This is a genomic window from Lysobacter sp. N42 (assembly GCF_004344885.1).
Genome location: NZ_SKFB01000033.1, coordinates 1 through 16889, shown reverse-complemented (window position 1 = coordinate 16889; position 16889 = coordinate 1). Strand labels below are relative to the sequence as shown.

General features: G+C 71.2%; 17 protein-coding genes and 1 pseudogene. 13 read left to right on the top strand and 5 right to left on the bottom strand.

The features are described 5' to 3' along the window. Positions 1–83 precede the first annotated feature (83 nt). The 4 genes from EYQ95_RS21560 (at position 84) to galE (ending at position 3279) form a co-directional block, all read left to right on the top strand. Positions 84–671, top strand: coding sequence for a nitroreductase (locus EYQ95_RS21560; protein WP_132330452.1), 588 nt, complete (start codon positions 84–86; stop codon positions 669–671). Continuing rightward, positions 668–1639 carry a 5'-3' exonuclease H3TH domain-containing protein gene (locus EYQ95_RS21555; protein ID WP_132330403.1) on the top strand — a complete coding sequence of 324 codons (972 nt, stop codon included), beginning with the start codon at positions 668–670 and terminating at the stop codon, positions 1637–1639. The genes EYQ95_RS21560 and EYQ95_RS21555 overlap by 4 nt, the downstream gene beginning before the upstream one ends. Positions 1640–1669: 30 nt before the next feature. Next, entirely contained in the window at positions 1670–2230 is a 561-nt protein-coding gene (locus tag EYQ95_RS21550; RefSeq protein ID WP_132330401.1) for an NUDIX hydrolase, read from the top strand. A gap of 77 nt (positions 2231–2307) precedes the next feature. After that, positions 2308–3279, top strand: a complete 972-nt coding sequence (gene galE / locus EYQ95_RS21545) for a UDP-glucose 4-epimerase GalE (protein ID WP_132330399.1) — start codon at positions 2308–2310, stop codon at positions 3277–3279. Between the two features lie 525 nt (positions 3280–3804). On the opposite strand, the gene pip is transcribed toward galE, so the two are convergent. Genes pip through EYQ95_RS21525 form a run of 3 tightly spaced genes read right to left on the bottom strand, consistent with a single transcriptional unit; the run spans position 3805 to position 6858 of the window. Continuing rightward, the gene (pip, locus tag EYQ95_RS21535) at positions 3805–4758 is read right to left on the bottom strand and encodes a prolyl aminopeptidase (protein WP_132330397.1); all 954 of its coding nucleotides are present in this window, start codon (positions 4756–4758) and stop codon (positions 3805–3807) included. A gap of 31 nt (positions 4759–4789) precedes the next feature. Further along, complete coding sequence (gene prmC, locus EYQ95_RS21530) at positions 4790–5611, bottom strand: peptide chain release factor N(5)-glutamine methyltransferase (protein WP_132330395.1); 822 nt, start codon at positions 5609–5611, stop codon at positions 4790–4792. Positions 5612–5637: 26 nt separating this feature from the next. Further along, complete coding sequence (locus tag EYQ95_RS21525; protein ID WP_132330393.1) at positions 5638–6858, bottom strand: diguanylate cyclase; 1221 nt, start codon at positions 6856–6858, stop codon at positions 5638–5640. 214 nt (positions 6859–7072) lie between these two features. Here EYQ95_RS21525 and ahpC point away from each other — a divergent pair, with 214 nt between their 5' ends. The 4 genes from ahpC (at position 7073) to EYQ95_RS21505 (ending at position 11154) form a co-directional block, all read left to right on the top strand. Beyond that, a complete protein-coding gene (ahpC, locus tag EYQ95_RS21520; RefSeq protein ID WP_132330391.1) occupies positions 7073–7636 on the top strand; it encodes an alkyl hydroperoxide reductase subunit C in 564 nt (187 codons plus the stop codon). A 131-nt stretch (positions 7637–7767) separates the two neighbouring features. Beyond that, complete coding sequence (gene ahpF, locus EYQ95_RS21515) at positions 7768–9351, top strand: alkyl hydroperoxide reductase subunit F (RefSeq protein WP_132330389.1); 1584 nt, start codon at positions 7768–7770, stop codon at positions 9349–9351. Positions 9352–9539: 188 nt separating this feature from the next. Next, complete coding sequence (locus tag EYQ95_RS21510) at positions 9540–10490, top strand: LysR substrate-binding domain-containing protein (RefSeq protein ID WP_132330387.1); 951 nt, start codon at positions 9540–9542, stop codon at positions 10488–10490. Between the two features lie 16 nt (positions 10491–10506). Further along, a complete protein-coding gene (locus EYQ95_RS21505; RefSeq protein ID WP_132330385.1) occupies positions 10507–11154 on the top strand; it encodes a hypothetical protein in 648 nt (215 codons plus the stop codon). A 75-nt stretch (positions 11155–11229) separates the two neighbouring features. On the opposite strand, the gene EYQ95_RS21500 is transcribed toward EYQ95_RS21505, so the two are convergent. Beyond that, on the bottom strand, positions 11230–11496 hold the full coding sequence (locus EYQ95_RS21500) for a DUF2007 domain-containing protein (RefSeq protein WP_132330382.1): 267 nt from the start codon (positions 11494–11496) through the stop codon (positions 11230–11232). Between the two features lie 86 nt (positions 11497–11582). On the opposite strand from EYQ95_RS21500, the gene EYQ95_RS21495 reads away from it, so the two are divergent. The 5 genes from EYQ95_RS21495 (at position 11583) to EYQ95_RS21475 (ending at position 16581) form a co-directional block, all read left to right on the top strand. Then, complete coding sequence (locus EYQ95_RS21495; protein WP_132330380.1) at positions 11583–13328, top strand: glutamine--tRNA ligase/YqeY domain fusion protein; 1746 nt, start codon at positions 11583–11585, stop codon at positions 13326–13328. 254 nt (positions 13329–13582) lie between these two features. Beyond that, positions 13583–13861, top strand: a complete 279-nt coding sequence (locus EYQ95_RS26895; RefSeq protein ID WP_370451311.1) for a hypothetical protein — start codon at positions 13583–13585, stop codon at positions 13859–13861. After that, complete coding sequence (locus EYQ95_RS21485; RefSeq protein WP_132330449.1) at positions 13861–14436, top strand: nucleoside deaminase; 576 nt, start codon at positions 13861–13863, stop codon at positions 14434–14436. Before EYQ95_RS26895 ends, EYQ95_RS21485 begins: the two co-directional genes overlap by 1 nt. 1 nt (position 14437) lies before the next feature. Then, positions 14438–15529, top strand: coding sequence for a 23S rRNA (cytidine(2498)-2'-O)-methyltransferase RlmM (rlmM, locus tag EYQ95_RS21480; protein ID WP_132330376.1), 1092 nt, complete (start codon positions 14438–14440; stop codon positions 15527–15529). A gap of 101 nt (positions 15530–15630) precedes the next feature. Further along, on the top strand, positions 15631–16581 hold the full coding sequence (locus EYQ95_RS21475; protein ID WP_132330374.1) for an EF-hand domain-containing protein: 951 nt from the start codon (positions 15631–15633) through the stop codon (positions 16579–16581). A gap of 48 nt (positions 16582–16629) precedes the next feature. Here the strand turns inward: EYQ95_RS21475 and EYQ95_RS21470 are convergent. Next, positions 16630–16889 (bottom strand): annotated as a pseudogene (locus EYQ95_RS21470) (UbiH/UbiF family hydroxylase); the annotation flags it as partial.

Below are 16889 nucleotides of genomic sequence, written 5' to 3'. Positions count from 1 at the left end.
CTCGAGTGCAGAATAGTGGCAATCCGCGTCACTTCATGACCCGATTCATCGATCTGTGAGCCATGTCGCAAGCGACCGTTCCGATGCCGACCGGCGGTGACGAGACCATCCTCCACATGCTGGACGCGCGCCGTTCGGTGCCCGCCATGCAGTTGTGTGAGCCCGGTCCCGATACGCCACAACTCCTTCGCATGCTCCGCTCGGCCGTGCGCGTGCCCGACCACGGCAAGCGCATGCCCTGGCGCTTCCTGCGCATCCAGGGGGAGGCGCGCGCGGCGCTGGGCGAGCACCTGGCCCGCCGCAGCCGCGAGCGCAATCCCGAGGCCAGCGAGGCTGCCGTGGACAAGGAACGCCAGCGGTTTTCGCATGCCCCGGTGATCGTCGGCGTGATCGCAAGGCAAGGGCCGGATTCCAAGATCCCGGCCAGTGAGCGGCTGCTCAGCGCGGGCTGCGTATGCTTCGCCCTCCTCCAGGCCGCGCAGGCCTTCGGGTTCGGCGCCTGCTGGCTCACCGGCTGGGCCGCCTACGACCCCGAGATCCGCCGCGTGCTGGGCATCGCCGACGACGAGGCCGTCGCCGGCTTCATCCACATCGGCACGATCCGGCAGAACGCCCCCGAGCGCGACCGCCCCGATCCGGCCGACCTGCTGACCGACTGGACCCCGCAATGACCTTCGAGGCGACGCCGGCCGCGGCGACTTCTCCCGCCACCGGCGCCGCGCCCACGCTGCATCTGGTCGATGCGAGCGTCTACGTGTTCCGCGCCTGGCATTCGATGCCCAACGAGTTCGTCGATGCCGACGGCTGGCCCACCAATGCCGTGCACGGCTTCGCGCGCTTCCTGCTGGAGCTGCTCGAGCGCACGCGGCCGGACCACGTGGTGGTGGCCTTCGACGAGGCGCTCGACACCTGCTTCCGCAACCGCCTCTACCCGGCCTACAAGGCCAACCGCGAGCCCGCGCCCGAGGAACTCAAGCGCCAGTTCGCGCACTGCCGCGCGCTCTGCGAGGCCATGGGCCTGACGACGCTGGCGCATACCGACTTCGAGGCCGACGACCTCATCGGCAGCGCGCTGCACATGGCCCGCGCGCACGGCTTCCGCGGGGTGATCGTCTCCGCCGACAAGGACCTCTCGCAGCTGCTGGGCGAGCACGACGAACAGTGGGATTTCGCCCGCGGCCAGCGCTGGTCCGCGGCCGGCGTACCCGCGCGTCACGGCGTGCGCGCCGACCAGATCGCCGACTACCTCGCACTCACCGGCGATGCCATCGACAACATCCCCGGCGTGCCCGGCATCGGTGCCAAGACCGCCGCCGCCCTGCTCGCGCACTTCGGCTCGCTCGACGCCCTGCTCGCGCGCATCGACGAAGTGCCCTACCTCTCCTCCATCCGCGGCGCCGCGCGTTGCGCGCAGCAGCTGCGTACCCATCGCGAGCAGGCACGGCTCTGCCGCGAGCTGGCCACCATCGCGCTGCACGCGCCCTGCGAGCCCGCGGTGGCGCCCTTCCGCCGCGGCAACGCCTGCCCGCATGCGCTGCGCGACGTCGCCGACCGGCTGCGCTTCGGCCCGCTCACGCGCCGTCGCCTGCACGCGGCCTGCGGCGTCGACTTCATGCCGCGGGCCACCGAAGCCGTCTAGGATCGCGGGCAGGCCCCCGACGATCCGCCCATGAGACATCCCGACGCCGACGCTCCCCGCGAAGTGCTTTTCGAAGGCCGCTGGCTGCGGCTGGTCCAGCGTGGCCGCTGGGAGTACGCCGAGCGCGTCCATGGCGGCGGCATGGCCGTGATCATCATCGCCTGCACGCCCGAGGACGAGGTGCTGTTCGTCGAGCAGTACCGCATCCCGCTGGGCAAGCCCACCATCGAGATGCCGGCGGGGCTGGTCGGCGACGAACGCGACGACGACACGCTGATCGAGGCCGCGCGCCGCGAGCTGGTGGAGGAAACCGGCTGGGCGGCATCGAACGTGGACGTGCTGCTGGTGGGCCCCACGTCGTCGGGCATGAGCAGCGAGCGCATCGCCTTCGTGCGCGCCACGGGGCTGACGAAGGTGGGCGAAGGCGGCGGCGTGGACGACGAGCAGATCATCGTGCACCGCGTGCCGCGCAGCGAGGCACCGGCCTGGCTGATGCGCAAGCATGCGGACGGTTACGAAGTCGACCTCAAGCTCTGGGGCGGCCTGTGGATGCTCGAGCGCGAGCCCGATGGCAGGCCGCTGTCGCGCTGACTCCCCGGGCCCGCCGTTCTCGCGCCCCTGACGGCAACCCCGACTAGAATCGCGCGTCCTTCGAACGGAAGCGCTCCATGCACGTCCTCGTCTGCGGAGGCGCGGGCTATGTCGGCTCGCACGCCTGCCTCGCGCTCGCCCGCGCCGGCCACGAAGTCACCGTGCTCGACAACCTGTTCGCCGGCCATCGCGAGGCGGTGCGCTGGGGCCCGCTGGTCGAAGCCGACATCCTGCGACCCGAGACGCTCGACGCGGGCTTCGCACGCAGGGTCGACGCGGTGATGCACTTCTGCGCCCGCTCGCTGGTGGGCGAATCGGTGACCGATCCGGTGGCCTACTACCAGAACAACGTCGCCGGCACGCTCAACCTGCTCGAGACCATGCGCCGGCACGGCGTGGACCGGCTCGTGTTCTCCTCGACCGCCGCGGTGTTCGGCAATCCGGTCTCGGACGTGATCGACGAGGAACATCCCAAGGACCCGATCAACCCCTACGGCGCGTCCAAGCTGATGGTGGAGCGCATCCTCGCCGACGCCGCGGCCGCCTACGGCCTGCGCTCGGTCGCGCTGCGCTACTTCAATGCGGCTGGCGCGGCCGCGGACGAGGGTATCGGCGAATCGCACGAACCCGAGACGCACCTCATCCCCAACGCCCTCAAGGCGGCGGCCGGCGCCGGCGCGGGCCTGAAGGTCTTCGGCAACGACTACCCGACCCGCGACGGCACCTGCGTGCGCGACTACGTGCACGTGCTCGACCTGGCCGACGCGCACCTGCGCGCGCTGGACTGGATGGACCGCGAGCCCGGCGCGCACCGCTTCAACCTGGGCAACGGCAACGGTTTTTCAGTGCTGGAAGTGATCGAGGCCGCCCGCCGCGTGACCGGGCACGACATTCCCTACGAGATCGCCCCCCGCCGCGCCGGTGACCCGCCCGTGCTGGTGGCATCGAGCGCACTTGCACGCGAGAAGCTGGGCTGGACGCCGAAGTACGACCGCATCGAGCCGATCATCGAGACCGCATGGGCCTGGCACCGGGCGCCGGCCTTCTGAGCGACCGCGCATCACGGCGCAGGTAGCGGCACGCGATCGCGATATGGGTGACGGACGCGGTTGCAGTTGCAGTTGCAGTTGCAGTTGCAGTTGCGGTTGTAGTTGCAGCTGCCGTCGCGGTGATGGTGGGCATGGTCGCGACGACTTCTTTCCATGTGCTCCGGCAGCCAGTGCCGACCGGAAGACCCGGAGGGCGGCGCGCAGGATGCGCGCCGTCGGCACCCGAGGCAGGATGCCGAGTGTGCCGATCCCGGCGTCGTGTCCGGTCGCGGGCTGTAGACGTGTCGGGGAAGGCCCTTTCTTTTGGGTACTTTTCTTTGGGCCAGCAAAGAAAAGTACCTCGGGCGCGGCAGCGCACGAAACGCTGTTGCTGTTGAGCAACGTCCATGGATCCCCGCGTGCGCGGGGCTGACGGCGTAAAGAACCGGGGCATGACAAGCCCCCGGGCGCCGAAGGAAAGCCGCTGGGTCCCCGCCTTCGCGAGGACGACCGTCAGCCAGGCACGGACGTACGCAACGTCACCGATCAACCGCCCTGCTGCGCGAACCGATCCGTCGCCCCCACCAGCGCATCCACGTTCTCCGCCTCGAAGGCCGAATGCCCCGATGCCGGCGTGATGACGAGCTCGGCCTGCGGCAGTGCCTGCTTCAGGTCCCAGGCGTTCTGCACCGGGCAGACCACGTCGTAGCGGCCATGCACGATGAAGGTGGGGATGTGGGCGATGCGGTGGGCGTCGCGCAGCAGCTGGTCGTCGACTTCGAAGAAGCCGCTGTGCACGAAGTAGTGGTTCTCGATGCGCGCGAAGGCCAGGGCGAACTCGGGCTCGTCATGCGCGGCGGTGAAGGCGGGGTCGTAGTGCAGGAAGCTGGTCGCGCCTTCCCAGACGCTCCAGGCCCGCGCGGCGGCCAGGCGGGTGGCCTCGTCGTCGCTGGTGAGGCGGCGATGGAAGGCGCTGATGAGGTCGTGCCGCTCCACCGGCGGAATCGCCGCGAGGTACTGCTGCCAGGCCTCCGGGAACAGGCGCGAGGCGCCTTCCTGGTAGAACCATTCGAGCTCCCAGCGGCGCAGCATGAAGATGCCGCGCAGCACCAGTTCGGTGACGCGGTGCGGATGCGTCTGCGCATAGGCCAGCGCGAGCGTGGAGCCCCAGGAACCGCCGAAGACCTGCCAGCGCTCGATGCCCAGGTGCTCGCGCAGGGTTTCGATGTCGGCCACGAGGTGCCAGGTCGTGTTGTCGACGAGATCGGCATGCGGCGTGGAGCGCCCCGAGCCGCGCTGGTCGAACAAGATGATCCGGTACCTGGCCGGGTCGTGGAACTGGCGCATGCGCGGGCTGCAGCCGGCGCCGGGGCCGCCGTGCAGCAGCACCACGGGCTTGCCCTGCGGATTGCCGCACTGCTCGTAGTGGAGGCGGTGGCGTTCGTCCACCTGCAGCGTGCCGGTGTCGAAGGGTTCGATCTCGGGATAGAGCGTGCGCATGGTCGGGGGCCCGTGTCGGTCGGGCGCCAGTCTACGCCGCGCGTCGACCCAGGCTCACGCGGTCGCGCTGCTCCAGGTCGCGTTCGGTGCGCACGTCGACGAAGCCGGCTGCATCGAGCAGTGCGCGCACGGCGCCGCCCTGGTCGTAGCCGTGCTCGAGCAGCAGCCAGCCGCCGGGCAGCAGGTGCGCGGGGGCATCAGCCACGATGCTGCGGATCGCATCCAGCCCGTCGGCGCCGGATGCGAGCGCGGCCGGCGGCTCGTGGCACAGGTCGCCCCGCGCAAGGTGCGCATCGCCCTCGGCGATGTAGGGCGGATTGCTGGCGACCAGGTCGAACCGCTGGCCCTGCAGCGGTGCCAGCCAGTCGCCGAGGCGGAACTCCACGTTCGCCAGGCCGTGCGCGGCGGCGTTGGCGCGCGCGACCTCGAGCGCGGCGGCACTGGCATCGGTGGCCACGACGCGCGCATCGGGCCGCTCGCTGGCGATGGCCAGGGCGATGGCGCCGCTGCCGGTGCCGAGGTCGGCCACCGTGCAGTGCCCCGCCGGCAGGCACTGCAGCGCGAGCTCGACCAGGCGCTCGGTCTCCGCGCGCGGGATCAGCGTGGCCGGCGTGACCTGCAGGTCGAGCGTCCAGAAGCCCCTGCGCCCCGTGAGATAGGCCACGGGCTCGCCGCGCGCGCGGCGCTCGACGAGTGCGGCGAATCGCGCAGCGGTTTCCGCATCCACGGCCGCGTCGCCATGGGCGAACAGCCACGCCGGGCCCCGGGCCAGCAGGTGGCCGAGCAGCAGCTCGGCCTCGCCGGCGGGCAGGCAGCCGCGGCCGCGGCGCAGCAGGTCGTCGACTCGGGGCATCGGGGACTGGCCGGAGAAACGGGCGGCTATGGTAGGGCGGGCAGGGCCTCGACCGCGGCCGGCTCGGCGGTGTCCGCCCCCGCGAGCGCAACCACCCGGTCGCGGCCCTCGCGCTTGGCCCGGTACAGCGCGGCATCGGCGCGGCGCAGCGCGGCCTCCCAGTCCTCCGCGCCGCGCACGAGTTCGGTGACGCCGAGGCTGGCGGTGACGCGTGCGCCGGTCGAGTGCATTGCAGCGCCGGAGATCGCGCCGCGCAGGCGCTCGGCGACAGCCACCGCGGCGTCCAGGCCGGTGGCCGGCAGCAGTACGAGGAATTCCTCGCCCCCGAGGCGGAAGGCGGAGTCGGTATCGCGAAGCTCGCCGGCGATGCGCCCGGCCGCCTGGCAGATGACCTCGTCGCCTGCGGCATGCCCGTGGCCATCGTTGACCGACTTGAAGCGGTCGATGTCGAGCATCACCAGCGACAGCGGCGTGCCGTGGCGCTCGCAGCGCGCCTGTTCGCGGCTGGCGTGCTCGAACAGCGACCGGCGATTGAACAGCCCGGTCATGGGGTCGCGATGCACGAGCCGCTGCAGCTCGACCTCGGCGCCGCGGAACATCAGCAACGACAGGGCCAGCGTCAGCACGTAGATGAAGACGAGACTCACCACGAAGAACAGGATCTGGAAAGGGTCCTGCACGAACGAGCTCGTCAGCGACTGCGTGCTGGCGGCATAGGCGAACCGCACGCCGAGGAACACGCCGTTGAATACGAACACGGATGCGGCGAACCGGCGGAACAGGGTGAGCCCGTCGCTGCGCGCGCGCCAGAGTTGCGCCCCCGAGAACAGATCCGTGGCCAGGTAGAAGCCCGACAGCACGAGCACTCGCGTGCGCAGCACATCCATCGCGTCCCACAGCGCGCCCACCAGCACCAGCACCGACGCCAGCGCGAGCAGCACGGGCAGCCAGGTCGGGCGGCCGAGGTAGGCGCGCACGCCAGCCAGCAGCAGCACGTGGGTGAGTGCGATCAGTCCGTTGGCGATGCCCAGCGCGACCCCACGTGGCACGCCCAGGTCGAGCGTCAGGAACAGGTGGCCGAGCTGGTGGCCCATGCCGAAGGCCAGGCCGGCGAACCCCCAGCAGGCCAGCGCCGGATTCCGCATGCCCGCCAGTCGGATGCCCGCCATCGCCGCGGCCAGCACGAAGCCGGCCAGGCCGGTGACGAAGGCCAGCGTGGGCGTGTCGAGGCTCGCCAGAAGTTCCATGAGCAGGGTCTCCGCCTTTCACCGGGCCTTTGCAATATCCGTGCCGCCGCTTGCGAACCCCCGTGGCGATCCCCAGTTCCTGCCGGACATCGCGGCCGTGCGGCGCACCCCATATATCCCGTCAATCAAGCTGATACGTGCAATCAATTTGATGGATTGATCGGCCGTCGCTAATCTCGCGGCCTGTGTTTTCCCCACCACCAAGGAGTTCCGGATGTCGCTGATCAACAAGCAGGTCCAGCCGTTCAAGGCGCAGGCCTTCCACAACGGCAAGTTCGTCGAAGTCACCGAGAAGAACCTGCAGGGCAAGTGGTCGGTCATCGTGTTCATGCCGGCGGCCTTCACCTTCAACTGCCCGACCGAGGTCGAGGACGCCGCCGAGAACTACGCCGAGTTCCAGGCCAACGGTGCCGAGGTCTACATCGTCACCACCGACACCCACTTCTCGCACAAGGTGTGGCATGAGACCTCGCCGGCCGTCGGCAAGGCGCAGTTCCCGCTCGTGGGCGACCCGACCCACCAGCTCACCCGCGCCTTCGACGTGCACATCGACGAGGAGGGCCTGGCGCTGCGCGGCACGTTCATCGTCGACCCCAACGGCGTGGTCAAGGCCTACGAGATCCACGACAACGCCATCGCGCGCGACATGAAGGAAGCGCTGCGCAAGCTCAAGGCCGCCAAGTACGTGGCCGAGCACCCGGGCGAGGTCTGCCCGGCCAAGTGGCAGCAGGGCGCGCAGACGATCAAGCCGTCGCTGGACCTGGTCGGCAAGATCTGACGTTGCACCGGACCCGGGCGCAGGCCGCCCGGGTCCCTCCCGCGGATGCTTGCGCGAGCCCTCGCCGCGCGATGTCTCCCGCAAGCACCCCACCCGTTTCCCGTTCCACACCCCACGTGGAGGCATTCCCCATGCTCGACGACAGCCTCAAGGCGCAGCTCTCGGCCTATCTCGAGAAGCTGCAGCAGCCCATCCAGCTGGTCGCCTCGCTCGACGACTCCGACGCCTCCCGCGAGCTGGAGGCCCTGCTGACCGACATCGCCGCGCTCAACGACCGCGTCGATTACGTGCGCGCCGACGACGACCAGCGCCGCCCGTCCTTCGCCATCGTGCGCGCCGGCACCAACGTGCAGGTGCGCTTCGCCGGCATCCCGATGGGCCACGAGTTCACCTCGCTGGTGCTGGCGCTGCTGTGGGTCGGCGGCCATCCGCCCAAGCTCGAGGAGGACGTGCAGAACCAGGTGCGCGACCTCGAGGGCGAGTTCGTCTTCGAGACCTACATGTCGCTCTCCTGCCAGAGCTGCCCGGACACGGTGCAGGCGCTGAACCTGATGAGCGTGCTGAACCCCAACATCCGCCACGTGGCCATCGACGGCGCGCTGTTCCAGGCCGAGGTCGAGGCGCGGCAGGTGATGTCGGTGCCGACCATCTTCCTCAATGGCCAGCCGTTCGACGCCGGGCGCATGACGGTCGAGCAGATCCTCGCCAAGCTCGACACCGGCGCCGCCGCGCGTGCGGCCGAATCGCTCAGGACCAAGGCGCCGTTCGACGTGCTCGTGGTCGGCGGCGGCCCCGCCGGCGCGGCGGCGGCGATCTACGCCGCGCGCAAGGGCATCCGCACGGGCATCGCCGCCGAGCGTTTCGGCGGCCAGGTGCTCGACACCATGGCGATCGAGAACTTCGTTTCCGTGAGCTATACGGAAGGCCCGAAGCTCGCCGTCGCGCTGGAGCAGCACGTGCGCGACTACGAGGTCGACATCATGAACCTGCAGCGCGCGGCGAAGCTGCTTCCGGCGGGCGCGGACGGGCTGGTCGGCATCGAGCTGGAGAACGGCGCGACGCTGCGCGCCAAGAGCGTGATCCTGTCCACCGGTGCGCGCTGGCGCCAGATGAACGTGCCGGGCGAGGAACAGTACCGCAACAAGGGCGTCGCCTATTGCCCGCATTGCGACGGCCCGCTGTTCAAGGGCAAGCGCGTGGCGGTGATCGGCGGCGGCAACTCGGGCGTGGAGGCGGCGATCGATCTTGCCGGCATCGTCGAGCACGTCACGCTGGTCGAGTTCGACACGAAGCTTCGCGCCGACGAGGTGCTGCAGCGCAAGCTGCGCAGCCTGCCGAACGTGGAGATCATCGTGAACGGCCAGACCACCGAGGTGCTGGGCGACGGCGCGAAGGTGACGGGGCTGGTGGTGAAGGACCGCGCGTCCGGGTCGCTGCGCACCATCGAACTGGCCGGCGTGTTCGTGCAGATCGGCCTGCTGCCCAATACCGAGTGGCTCAAGGGCACGCTGGAGCTCACGCCGCGCGGCGAGATCGTCATCGACGATCGCGGCGCGACCTCGCTGCCCGGCGTGTTCGCCGCCGGCGACGCCACCACGGTGCCGTACAAGCAGATCGTGATCGCGATGGGTGCGGGCGCCACGGCGGCGCTGTCGGCCTTCGACCACCTGATCCGCACCTCGGCGCCTGCCGAGCAGCAGGCCGCGGCGGCCTGAGGGTCGCGATCCGCCGGGCGCACGCCCGGTCCAGTGGCTGCGACGACCGGCCGAAGCGGTCGTCGCCCGGGAGGGCCCCACGCGGTGGCGCGTGCGGGCCCTTCGCTTTTCCCGGCGCACCGCGTGGCCCTGCAGGAGGCACCACGCTAGCCGTCGCGCGCCGGCCTTGCAGCTACGATGACCTCGCCATGAACCTTCGCGACCTCAAGTACCTCGTCGCCCTCGCCGACCACCGCCACTTCGGCCGCGCCGCCGAGGCCAGCTTCGTCAGCCAGCCCACGCTGTCCACGCAGATCCGCAAGCTCGAGGACGAGCTGGGCGTGGCGCTGGTGGAGCGCGCGCCGCGGCGCGTGATGCTCACGCCGATCGGGCACGAAGTGGCCGACCGCGCCCGCCGCGTGATCGCCGAGGTCGAGCAGATGGCCGAACTGGCCCGCCGCAGCCGCGATCCGGAGGCCGGCAGCGTGCGCCTGGGGCTGTTCCCCACGCTGGCGCCCTACCTGCTGCCGCACGTGCTGCCCGACGTGCGCACGCGCTTCCCGCGGCTGGAACTGCTGCTGGTGGAAGAGAAGACCGACCAGTTGCTGCAGCGCCTGCGCGACGGGCGGCTCGACGCCGGCATCCTCGCCCTGCCCCTGCACGACGACCAGCTCCATGCCGAGCCGCTGTTCGACGAGCCCTTCGTGCTGGCCGTGCCGCGCACGCACCCCCTGGCCGCTCGCCGCGCGCTGCGCACCGACCAGCTGGAGGGCCTGGATCTCCTGCTGCTGGAGGAAGGCCATTGCCTGCGCGACCAGGCGCTGGATGTCTGCCATGTCGCCGGCGCCGGCGAGCGCGCGGGTTTTCGCGCCACGTCGCTGGAGACGCTGCGGCAGATGGTCGCTGCCGGCGTGGGCGCGACGCTGCTGCCGGCCCTGGCGGTGCAGCCGCCGGTGCCGCCGTCGCCCGACATCGCGCTGATCCCGTTCGAGGGCGACCCGCCGCACCGGCGCATCGCCATGGTCTGGCGCCGCAGTGCCGCGTCGGGCGCGTTCTTCTCGGCGCTGGCCGAGCAGTTCCGGCGCCTGCCGACCGGGCTGCTCGACGTGCGGGCGGCGTCGAAGCCGGCCACCCGCGGCAGGACCCGGAGCCTCGGCTGATGGTGGGCGTCTCGGGATGGGCGCGCGCGCGTGGATCCTCGTGCTGCTCGTGCTCGGCCTGGCCGGCTGGTGGCGATCGCCCCATGGCCCGGGTGGCCACGCGCCCCGCCCGCCGCCATCGCCCGACGCCGCGGCCACCTGCCAGCGCCCGCCGGGCGGAGCGGCGCACGCGGCGCCGCTGCAGTCGCAGGTGCCGACGCACCTGCGCCCCGTGCGCCTGGAAGCGGCCACGCTTACCCCGCTTGCGGGCTTCCGCGTGGAGGCCCGTGTCCTCTCGCGGCGCGACTACCGCAGCGGCCGCGAAGCCGAGCTCTCGCCCACCGATCTCGCCCTGGGCTGGGGCCGCATGCGGGAGGACGCCGTCCTCGCCGGCCTGGACATCTCGCAATCCGGCCGCTGGTACCACTACCGCTGGAGCGATGCGCCGCCGATCCCGCCGGAGGAGATCGTGCGTTCCAGCGCGAACATGCATTTCATCCCGGCCAACGCCGATGCCGCGCGCGAGCTCGCCCGCGTGCGCGAAGGCGACCATGTGCGCGTGGAGGGCTGGCTGGTGGAGGCGGTGGCACCCGACGGCTGGACCTGGCGCAGCTCGCTCACCCGCGAGGACAGCGGCGACGGCGCCTGCGAGCTGGTCTACGTCTGCTCCCTGCAGCGCCTCTAGGGCCCGGGCGCTGGCGCCGGGCATCCCGCGGTCGATGTGCCGGATACCGCCCGGGCGGCGCGCCCGATGCCGCGTTCAGACCGGCCGCAGGGCAGGATCCGGCGCACTGTCGCCCGCGGGATCCGCCGGCCCGTCCCCCAGCCCCAGCGCCTGCACGATCGCATCGGCTTCCGGCCAGGCCGCTTCGGGCACGCACACGCGCAGCAGGCCATGCAGCGGAAGATCGCCCATGCCGCCGGTCAGGGACTCTCCGGCGATGAACACGGGGATGCCCGCGTCCTCCAGCGCATGGCGGACCAGGTGAGCATCGATGAGGTTGGCGGCGTCGTAGACGGGCTTCATGTCGGCTCCGGGTGCGGAAAACACGCGGGCCTGCGGCCTGCAGCCGCTAAACTGCGCGACTACCCCGCCGCAACGCAAGCGCCCGCATGTCCGCATCGCCCGAAACCGCAGCCCACGATGCCGTCGTCAGGAACGACTTCATCCGCCAGATCGTGCGCGAGGACCTCGCGAGCGGCCGGCACGCGGCCATCCGCACGCGCTTTCCGCCCGAGCCCAACGGCTACCTGCACATCGGCCATGCCAAGGCGATCTGCCTGGACTTCGGCATCGCCGCCGAGTTCGGCGGCAGCTGCAACCTGCGCCTGGACGACACGAACCCCGCGAAGGAAGACCCCGAGTACGTGCGCGCCATCCAGGACGACGTGCGCTGGCTCGGCTTCGAATGGAATTCGCTGCGCCATGCCTCGGACTACTTCGAGGTGTTCTACCTGGCCGCCGAGAAGCTGATCCGCCAGGGCGACGCCTACGTGGACGACCTCACCGCGGACGAAGTGCGCGCCTACCGCGGCACGCTGACCGAGCCCGGCCGCCCCTCGCCCTTCCGCGACCGCAGCGTCGAGGAGAACCTCGACCTGTTCCGCCGCATGCGCGCCGGCGAGTTCAGTGATGGCGCGCGCACGCTGCGCGCGAAGATCGACATGGCCAGCGGCAACATCAACCTGCGCGACCCCGCGCTTTACCGCATCAAGCACGTCGAGCACCAGAACACCGGCAATGCCTGGTGCATCTATCCGATGTACGACTTCGCGCATTCCCTGAGCGACGCGATCGAGGGCATCACGCACTCGCTGTGCACGCTGGAGTTCGAGGACCACCGCCCGCTGTACGACTGGTGCGTGGACCGCGTCGATCTGGTCAACCATCCGGAACTGCTCGAGCCGCTCGTCGCCAAGGGCTTCCCGCGCGAGGCCGCCAAGCCGCGCCAGATCGAATTCTCCCGCCTGAACTTCAATTACCTCGTCATGAGCAAGCGCAAGCTCATGACGCTGGTGACCGAAGGGCTGGTGGACGGCTGGGACGACCCGCGCATGCCCACGCTGCAGGGCATCCGCCGCCGCGGCTACACGCCGGGGGCGCTCAAGCTCATGGTCGAGCGCGTCGGAATCTCCAAGCAGAACTCGCTTCTCGACATCTCGATCCTCGAAGGCGCGCTGCGCGACGACCTCGATGCCACCGCGCAGCGCCGCATGGGCGTGGTCGATCCGCTGAAGCTGGTCATCACCAACCTGCCGGACGGACACGAGGAGTCGCTGACCTTCGCCAACCATCCGAAGGACGAATCGGCGGGCGAGCGCCAGGTGCCATTCTCCAACGTGCTGTGGATCGAGCGCGAGGACTTCGAGGAAGTGCCGCCCAAGGGCTTCAAGCGCCTGACCGTCGGCTTTGAGGTGCGCCTGCGCGGTGCCGGCATCGTGCGCTGCGACGAGGTGGTCAAGGACGAGTCCGGCCGCGTGGTCGAGGTGCGCTGCACGCTCGATCCCGAATCGCGCCCCGGCATGGAAGGCGCCAACCGCAAGGTCAAGGGCACCATCCACTGGGTGAGCGCGGCGCACGCCGTCGAGGCGGAGATCCGCCTGTACGACCGCCTCTTCACCGTGCCGAACCCCGACACGGACGAGGACGGCAAGAGCTACCGCGACTATCTCAACCCCGAATCGCGCCGCGTGGTGACGGGCTTCGTCGAGCCCGCCGCGGCGCAGGCCGCGCCGGAAACCGGCTTCCAGTTCGAGCGCATCGGCTACTTCGTGGCCGACCGTTACGACCACCGCGACGGCCGCCCGGTGTTCAACCGCAGCGTCACGCTGCGTGACACCTGGTCGGGCAAGGCTTGAATCCCCGCCGACGGAGCCTGGCCATGCGCGCGTTCGCCCTCGCCCTGCTGATCGCCTCGACCCTCGCCGCCGGCTGCACGATGCCGGGCGCGCCCGACGATGCCACGCGCCTGGAAACCGGTGCCGGCGAGCGCGCACGCGCCGATGCCGCACCCGCGGCACCGCGCGAGCCTGCCGCGGAGCCCGCCGCGCAGGGTGCCAAGCCCGGGGCCTCGGCATCGAGGGCTGGACCCTCCGAGGAGCCGGCCCCGCCCATGAGCGATCCGTTGCCGCCCGAACGGCTTCCCGATGCCGCCGCGGCGCTGTCCCCCGACCGCAGCTGCCGGACCGACGCCGACTGCGTGGTCAAGAACGTCGGCAACTGCTGCGGCGCGATGCCGGCCTGCGTCAACAAGGACGCCCGCACCGACCCGGCGGCCGTGCAGGCCGAGTGCGCGCGCAAGGGCATGTCGAGCATCTGCGGGTTCAAGCCGGTGGAATCCTGCGAATGCGTCGCCGGGACCTGCACCGACCGGATAGCGGCCTTCGAATGATGCTGCTCGCCCAGATCCACCTCACGCTGCCGGCGTGGGTCTTCGATGCGGTCGACACCACGCGTGCCTACGCGGGCGATGGCGAGAAGGTCGCGCTGGCGATCGGGCTGTCGCGCCTCAACGTCGAGCATGCCTCCGGCGGGCCCTTCGGCGCGGCCGTCTTCGGGCCGGACGATCGCATCGTGGCGGTCGGCGTGAACCGCGTGTTGCCGCATGCCTGCTCGCTGGCGCATGCCGAGACCATGGCCTACATGCTGGCCCAGCAGCGGACGCAGCGCGCGCGCCTCAACGAGGACGCCGCCGGCGCGCGGGTCGGCCCCTACACCCTCGCGACATCCGCGCAGCCCTGCTGCCAGTGCTACGGCGCCACCGTCTGGGCCGGCATCGACCGCCTGCTGATCGGCGCCCGCGCCGAGGACGTCGAGGCCCTGACCGAATTCGACGAAGGCCCGCTGCCGGCCGACTGGGTGGGCGAACTGGCGCGCCGCGGGATCGAGGTCGTCCGCGACATCCGCCGCGACGACGCCTGCGAGGTATTGCGCGCCTACGGGCAGCGCGGCGGCGCGCGCTACTGAGATGGACTCCGGGCTGCTGTGCTACTGTCGCGCCGGCTTCGAGCCGGAACTCGCGGCCGAGCTGACCGAACGCGCGGCCGAGCTGGGCTTTGCCGGCTACGCCCGCACCGAGCGCGGCAGCGCGTTCGTGCACTACGCCTGCGATGACGCGGCGGCGCTCTCGCAGGCCCTGCCCTTTTCCCGGCTGATCTTCGCCCGGCAGAAGCTCGTATCCATCGCCGACCTCGCCACGCTCGGCGCGCGCGCATCGCACAAGCCCGACCGCGTCGGCGCGATCCGCGATGCACTGGAACGTTCGCTGCCGGCGGGTGGAGCCGCGTTCGGCGACGTGCTCGTCGAGACACCCGATTCGGACGCGGCCAAGCCTCTCGCCGGCCTCGCCCGCGCGCTGGGCAATGCGCTGCGCGCCGGGCTGCGCGCTTCGGGACACCTGACGCCGCGCGACGACCCCTCGAGGCCACGGCTGCATGTCGTGCTGGTCGACGGCGACCGCGCGCATCTGGGCATCGCGAATCCGGGTGACCGTTCGGACTGGCCCATGGGCATCCCGCGCCTGCGCATGCATCCGCAGGCGCCCAGCCGGTCGGCGCTCAAGCTCGAGGAAGCCTTCCTCACGTTGCTCGACGCGCGCGAGCGCGAGGCCTGGCTGCGCGACGGCATGCATGCCGCCGACCTGGGCGCGGCTCCGGGCGGCTGGAGCTGGGTGCTCGTGCGCAACGGCCTGCACGTCACCAGCGTCGACAACGGCCCGCTGGCGCCACACCTGCTCGAGAGCGGCCGGGTGGACCACCTGCGGGCCGACGGGTTCGTCTGGAGCCCGAAGCGCCCGCTGGACTGGATGGTCTGCGACATGGTCGAGCAGCCGCGGCGCGTCGCCTCGCGCATGGCCACCTGGCTTCGCGAGGGCTGGTGCCGGCGCACCGTGTTCAACCTCAAGCTGCCGATGAAGAAGCGCTGGGACGAGACGCGGCAGTGCCTGGCGGCCTTCGTGGCGGAGGCGGAGCGGCCGGTGGAATGGCGCGCGCGCCAGCTCTACCACGACCGCGAGGAGATCACGGTCTTCGCCCGCATGCTGGATTCCACGCGCGCATGACGTCGATGAGCCGGCCGTAAGCGGGCGTGGCGTATTCCACGTGCGCTTGACCGCGGCCTGCCCAGCATTCGCCGGTCTCCCAAGCAGACGAAGGAACGACCATGACACGCGTAAAGCAATGCACGCTCGCCCTCGCCGTGACCGCTACGCTGGGACTGTCCATGCCGCTGTTCGCGCAGGAGCGCGCCGGCCAGACCGGTGCGGGCGCCGAGGCCCGGAAGTCGGCCGAAGCCGCCAACGCCGCCGCGCGCGAGGCGCGCAAGGCGAGCGCGGAGGCCAAGCGCGCCGCGCGTGAGGCGGCGAAGACCGGGAGCGGCGATGCGCATGCCGCGCACCATGCCTCGGTGACGGCTGAGGCGGCGAAGAACGAGGCCGTCGTCGCCTCGCAGCAGACCGCCGGCGCATCCTCCCAGGCCATCAGTGGCACGCAGCGCGAGCAGGCTGCGCTGGAAGCCCGTGCGGGCGCCCGCGCCGCCGACCGCGCCCGCGACCGTGCCGTTGTCGCGGGAGCGGTCGCACAGGACGCCGCCACGCCCGTTCCGCCGCCCGAGCCCGCCAGCGTGGCCGTGCCGGCGTCGCCGAACGCTTCCGACAACGCGCGCATCGCCACCTCCGCCCCGGGCGCGATGGCGGCGCACCGGCACATGACGGGCGCCGGCCGTTTCCACCTCGACACGACGGTGCTGGACGCCGACAAGGACGGCGTGCTGACGCAGGCGGAAGTCGCAGGCAACATCTCGCTCAGCACCGACTTCGCGCGCATCGATACCAACAGCGATGGCCGGCTCGCCAGCGACGAGCTGCGGGCATGGATCAACGCCGGCGGACTGGCGAAGAACGCGCGTCCGCTGGGTGACCTGCTGTCCGGTACCGGCCTGAGTGCCGACGCCCGCTTCGACATGCTCGACCTCGACGACGATGGCGCCCTGAGCGCGAAGGAGGCCGGCATGCATCAGGGGCTGCGCGCGAGCTTCCGCACGCTGGACCGCAATCGCGACGGCCGCCTGAGCTCGTCGGAATTCAGCGCCTGGACCGAAGCAGGCAACCGCTGAGCCCGTCCGGAAGAGCCCGATGCCCCGCTCCGGCGGGGCATCGCCGTTTCAGAGCCCGGCGGCCTCGCGCCAGAGCAGGTGCTGCAGCGGCGGCAGCCGGCCCGCCAGGCCCAGCAGGGGGCCGCGCAGCAGGACGGGCAGCACGGCGTCGTTTGAGAAGGCACGGTTGATCGCCTCGAAGGCGTACGCGGCGCGCGCGTTCTCGCTGCGGCGTGTGCGCGCCCAGCGCGACAGCCGCGGTCGTGGCAGAGCAGCACGGGCGCATAGCCGCGGCGGTTCTTGAACACGAGCACCTGTCCGCCGTCCTG

Coding starts and splice junctions, on each gene's coding strand:
- EYQ95_RS21560 (WP_132330452.1), top strand. CDS start 84: ATGCCGACCGGCGGTGACGAGACCATCCTCCACATGCTGGACGCGCGC.
- EYQ95_RS21555 (WP_132330403.1), top strand. CDS start 668: ATGACCTTCGAGGCGACGCCGGCCGCGGCGACTTCTCCCGCCACCGGC.
- EYQ95_RS21550 (WP_132330401.1), top strand. CDS start 1,670: ATGAGACATCCCGACGCCGACGCTCCCCGCGAAGTGCTTTTCGAAGGC.
- galE (WP_132330399.1), top strand. CDS start 2,308: ATGCACGTCCTCGTCTGCGGAGGCGCGGGCTATGTCGGCTCGCACGCC.
- pip (WP_132330397.1), bottom strand. CDS start 4,758: ATGCGCACGCTCTATCCCGAGATCGAACCCTTCGACACCGGCACGCTG.
- prmC (WP_132330395.1), bottom strand. CDS start 5,611: ATGCCCCGAGTCGACGACCTGCTGCGCCGCGGCCGCGGCTGCCTGCCC.
- EYQ95_RS21525 (WP_132330393.1), bottom strand. CDS start 6,858: ATGGAACTTCTGGCGAGCCTCGACACGCCCACGCTGGCCTTCGTCACC.
- ahpC (WP_132330391.1), top strand. CDS start 7,073: ATGTCGCTGATCAACAAGCAGGTCCAGCCGTTCAAGGCGCAGGCCTTC.
- ahpF (WP_132330389.1), top strand. CDS start 7,768: ATGCTCGACGACAGCCTCAAGGCGCAGCTCTCGGCCTATCTCGAGAAG.
- EYQ95_RS21510 (WP_132330387.1), top strand. CDS start 9,540: ATGAACCTTCGCGACCTCAAGTACCTCGTCGCCCTCGCCGACCACCGC.
- EYQ95_RS21505 (WP_132330385.1), top strand. CDS start 10,507: ATGGGCGCGCGCGCGTGGATCCTCGTGCTGCTCGTGCTCGGCCTGGCC.
- EYQ95_RS21500 (WP_132330382.1), bottom strand. CDS start 11,496: ATGAAGCCCGTCTACGACGCCGCCAACCTCATCGATGCTCACCTGGTC.
- EYQ95_RS21495 (WP_132330380.1), top strand. CDS start 11,583: ATGTCCGCATCGCCCGAAACCGCAGCCCACGATGCCGTCGTCAGGAAC.
- EYQ95_RS26895 (WP_370451311.1), top strand. CDS start 13,583: ATGAGCGATCCGTTGCCGCCCGAACGGCTTCCCGATGCCGCCGCGGCG.
- EYQ95_RS21485 (WP_132330449.1), top strand. CDS start 13,861: ATGCTGCTCGCCCAGATCCACCTCACGCTGCCGGCGTGGGTCTTCGAT.
- rlmM (WP_132330376.1), top strand. CDS start 14,438: ATGGACTCCGGGCTGCTGTGCTACTGTCGCGCCGGCTTCGAGCCGGAA.
- EYQ95_RS21475 (WP_132330374.1), top strand. CDS start 15,631: ATGACACGCGTAAAGCAATGCACGCTCGCCCTCGCCGTGACCGCTACG.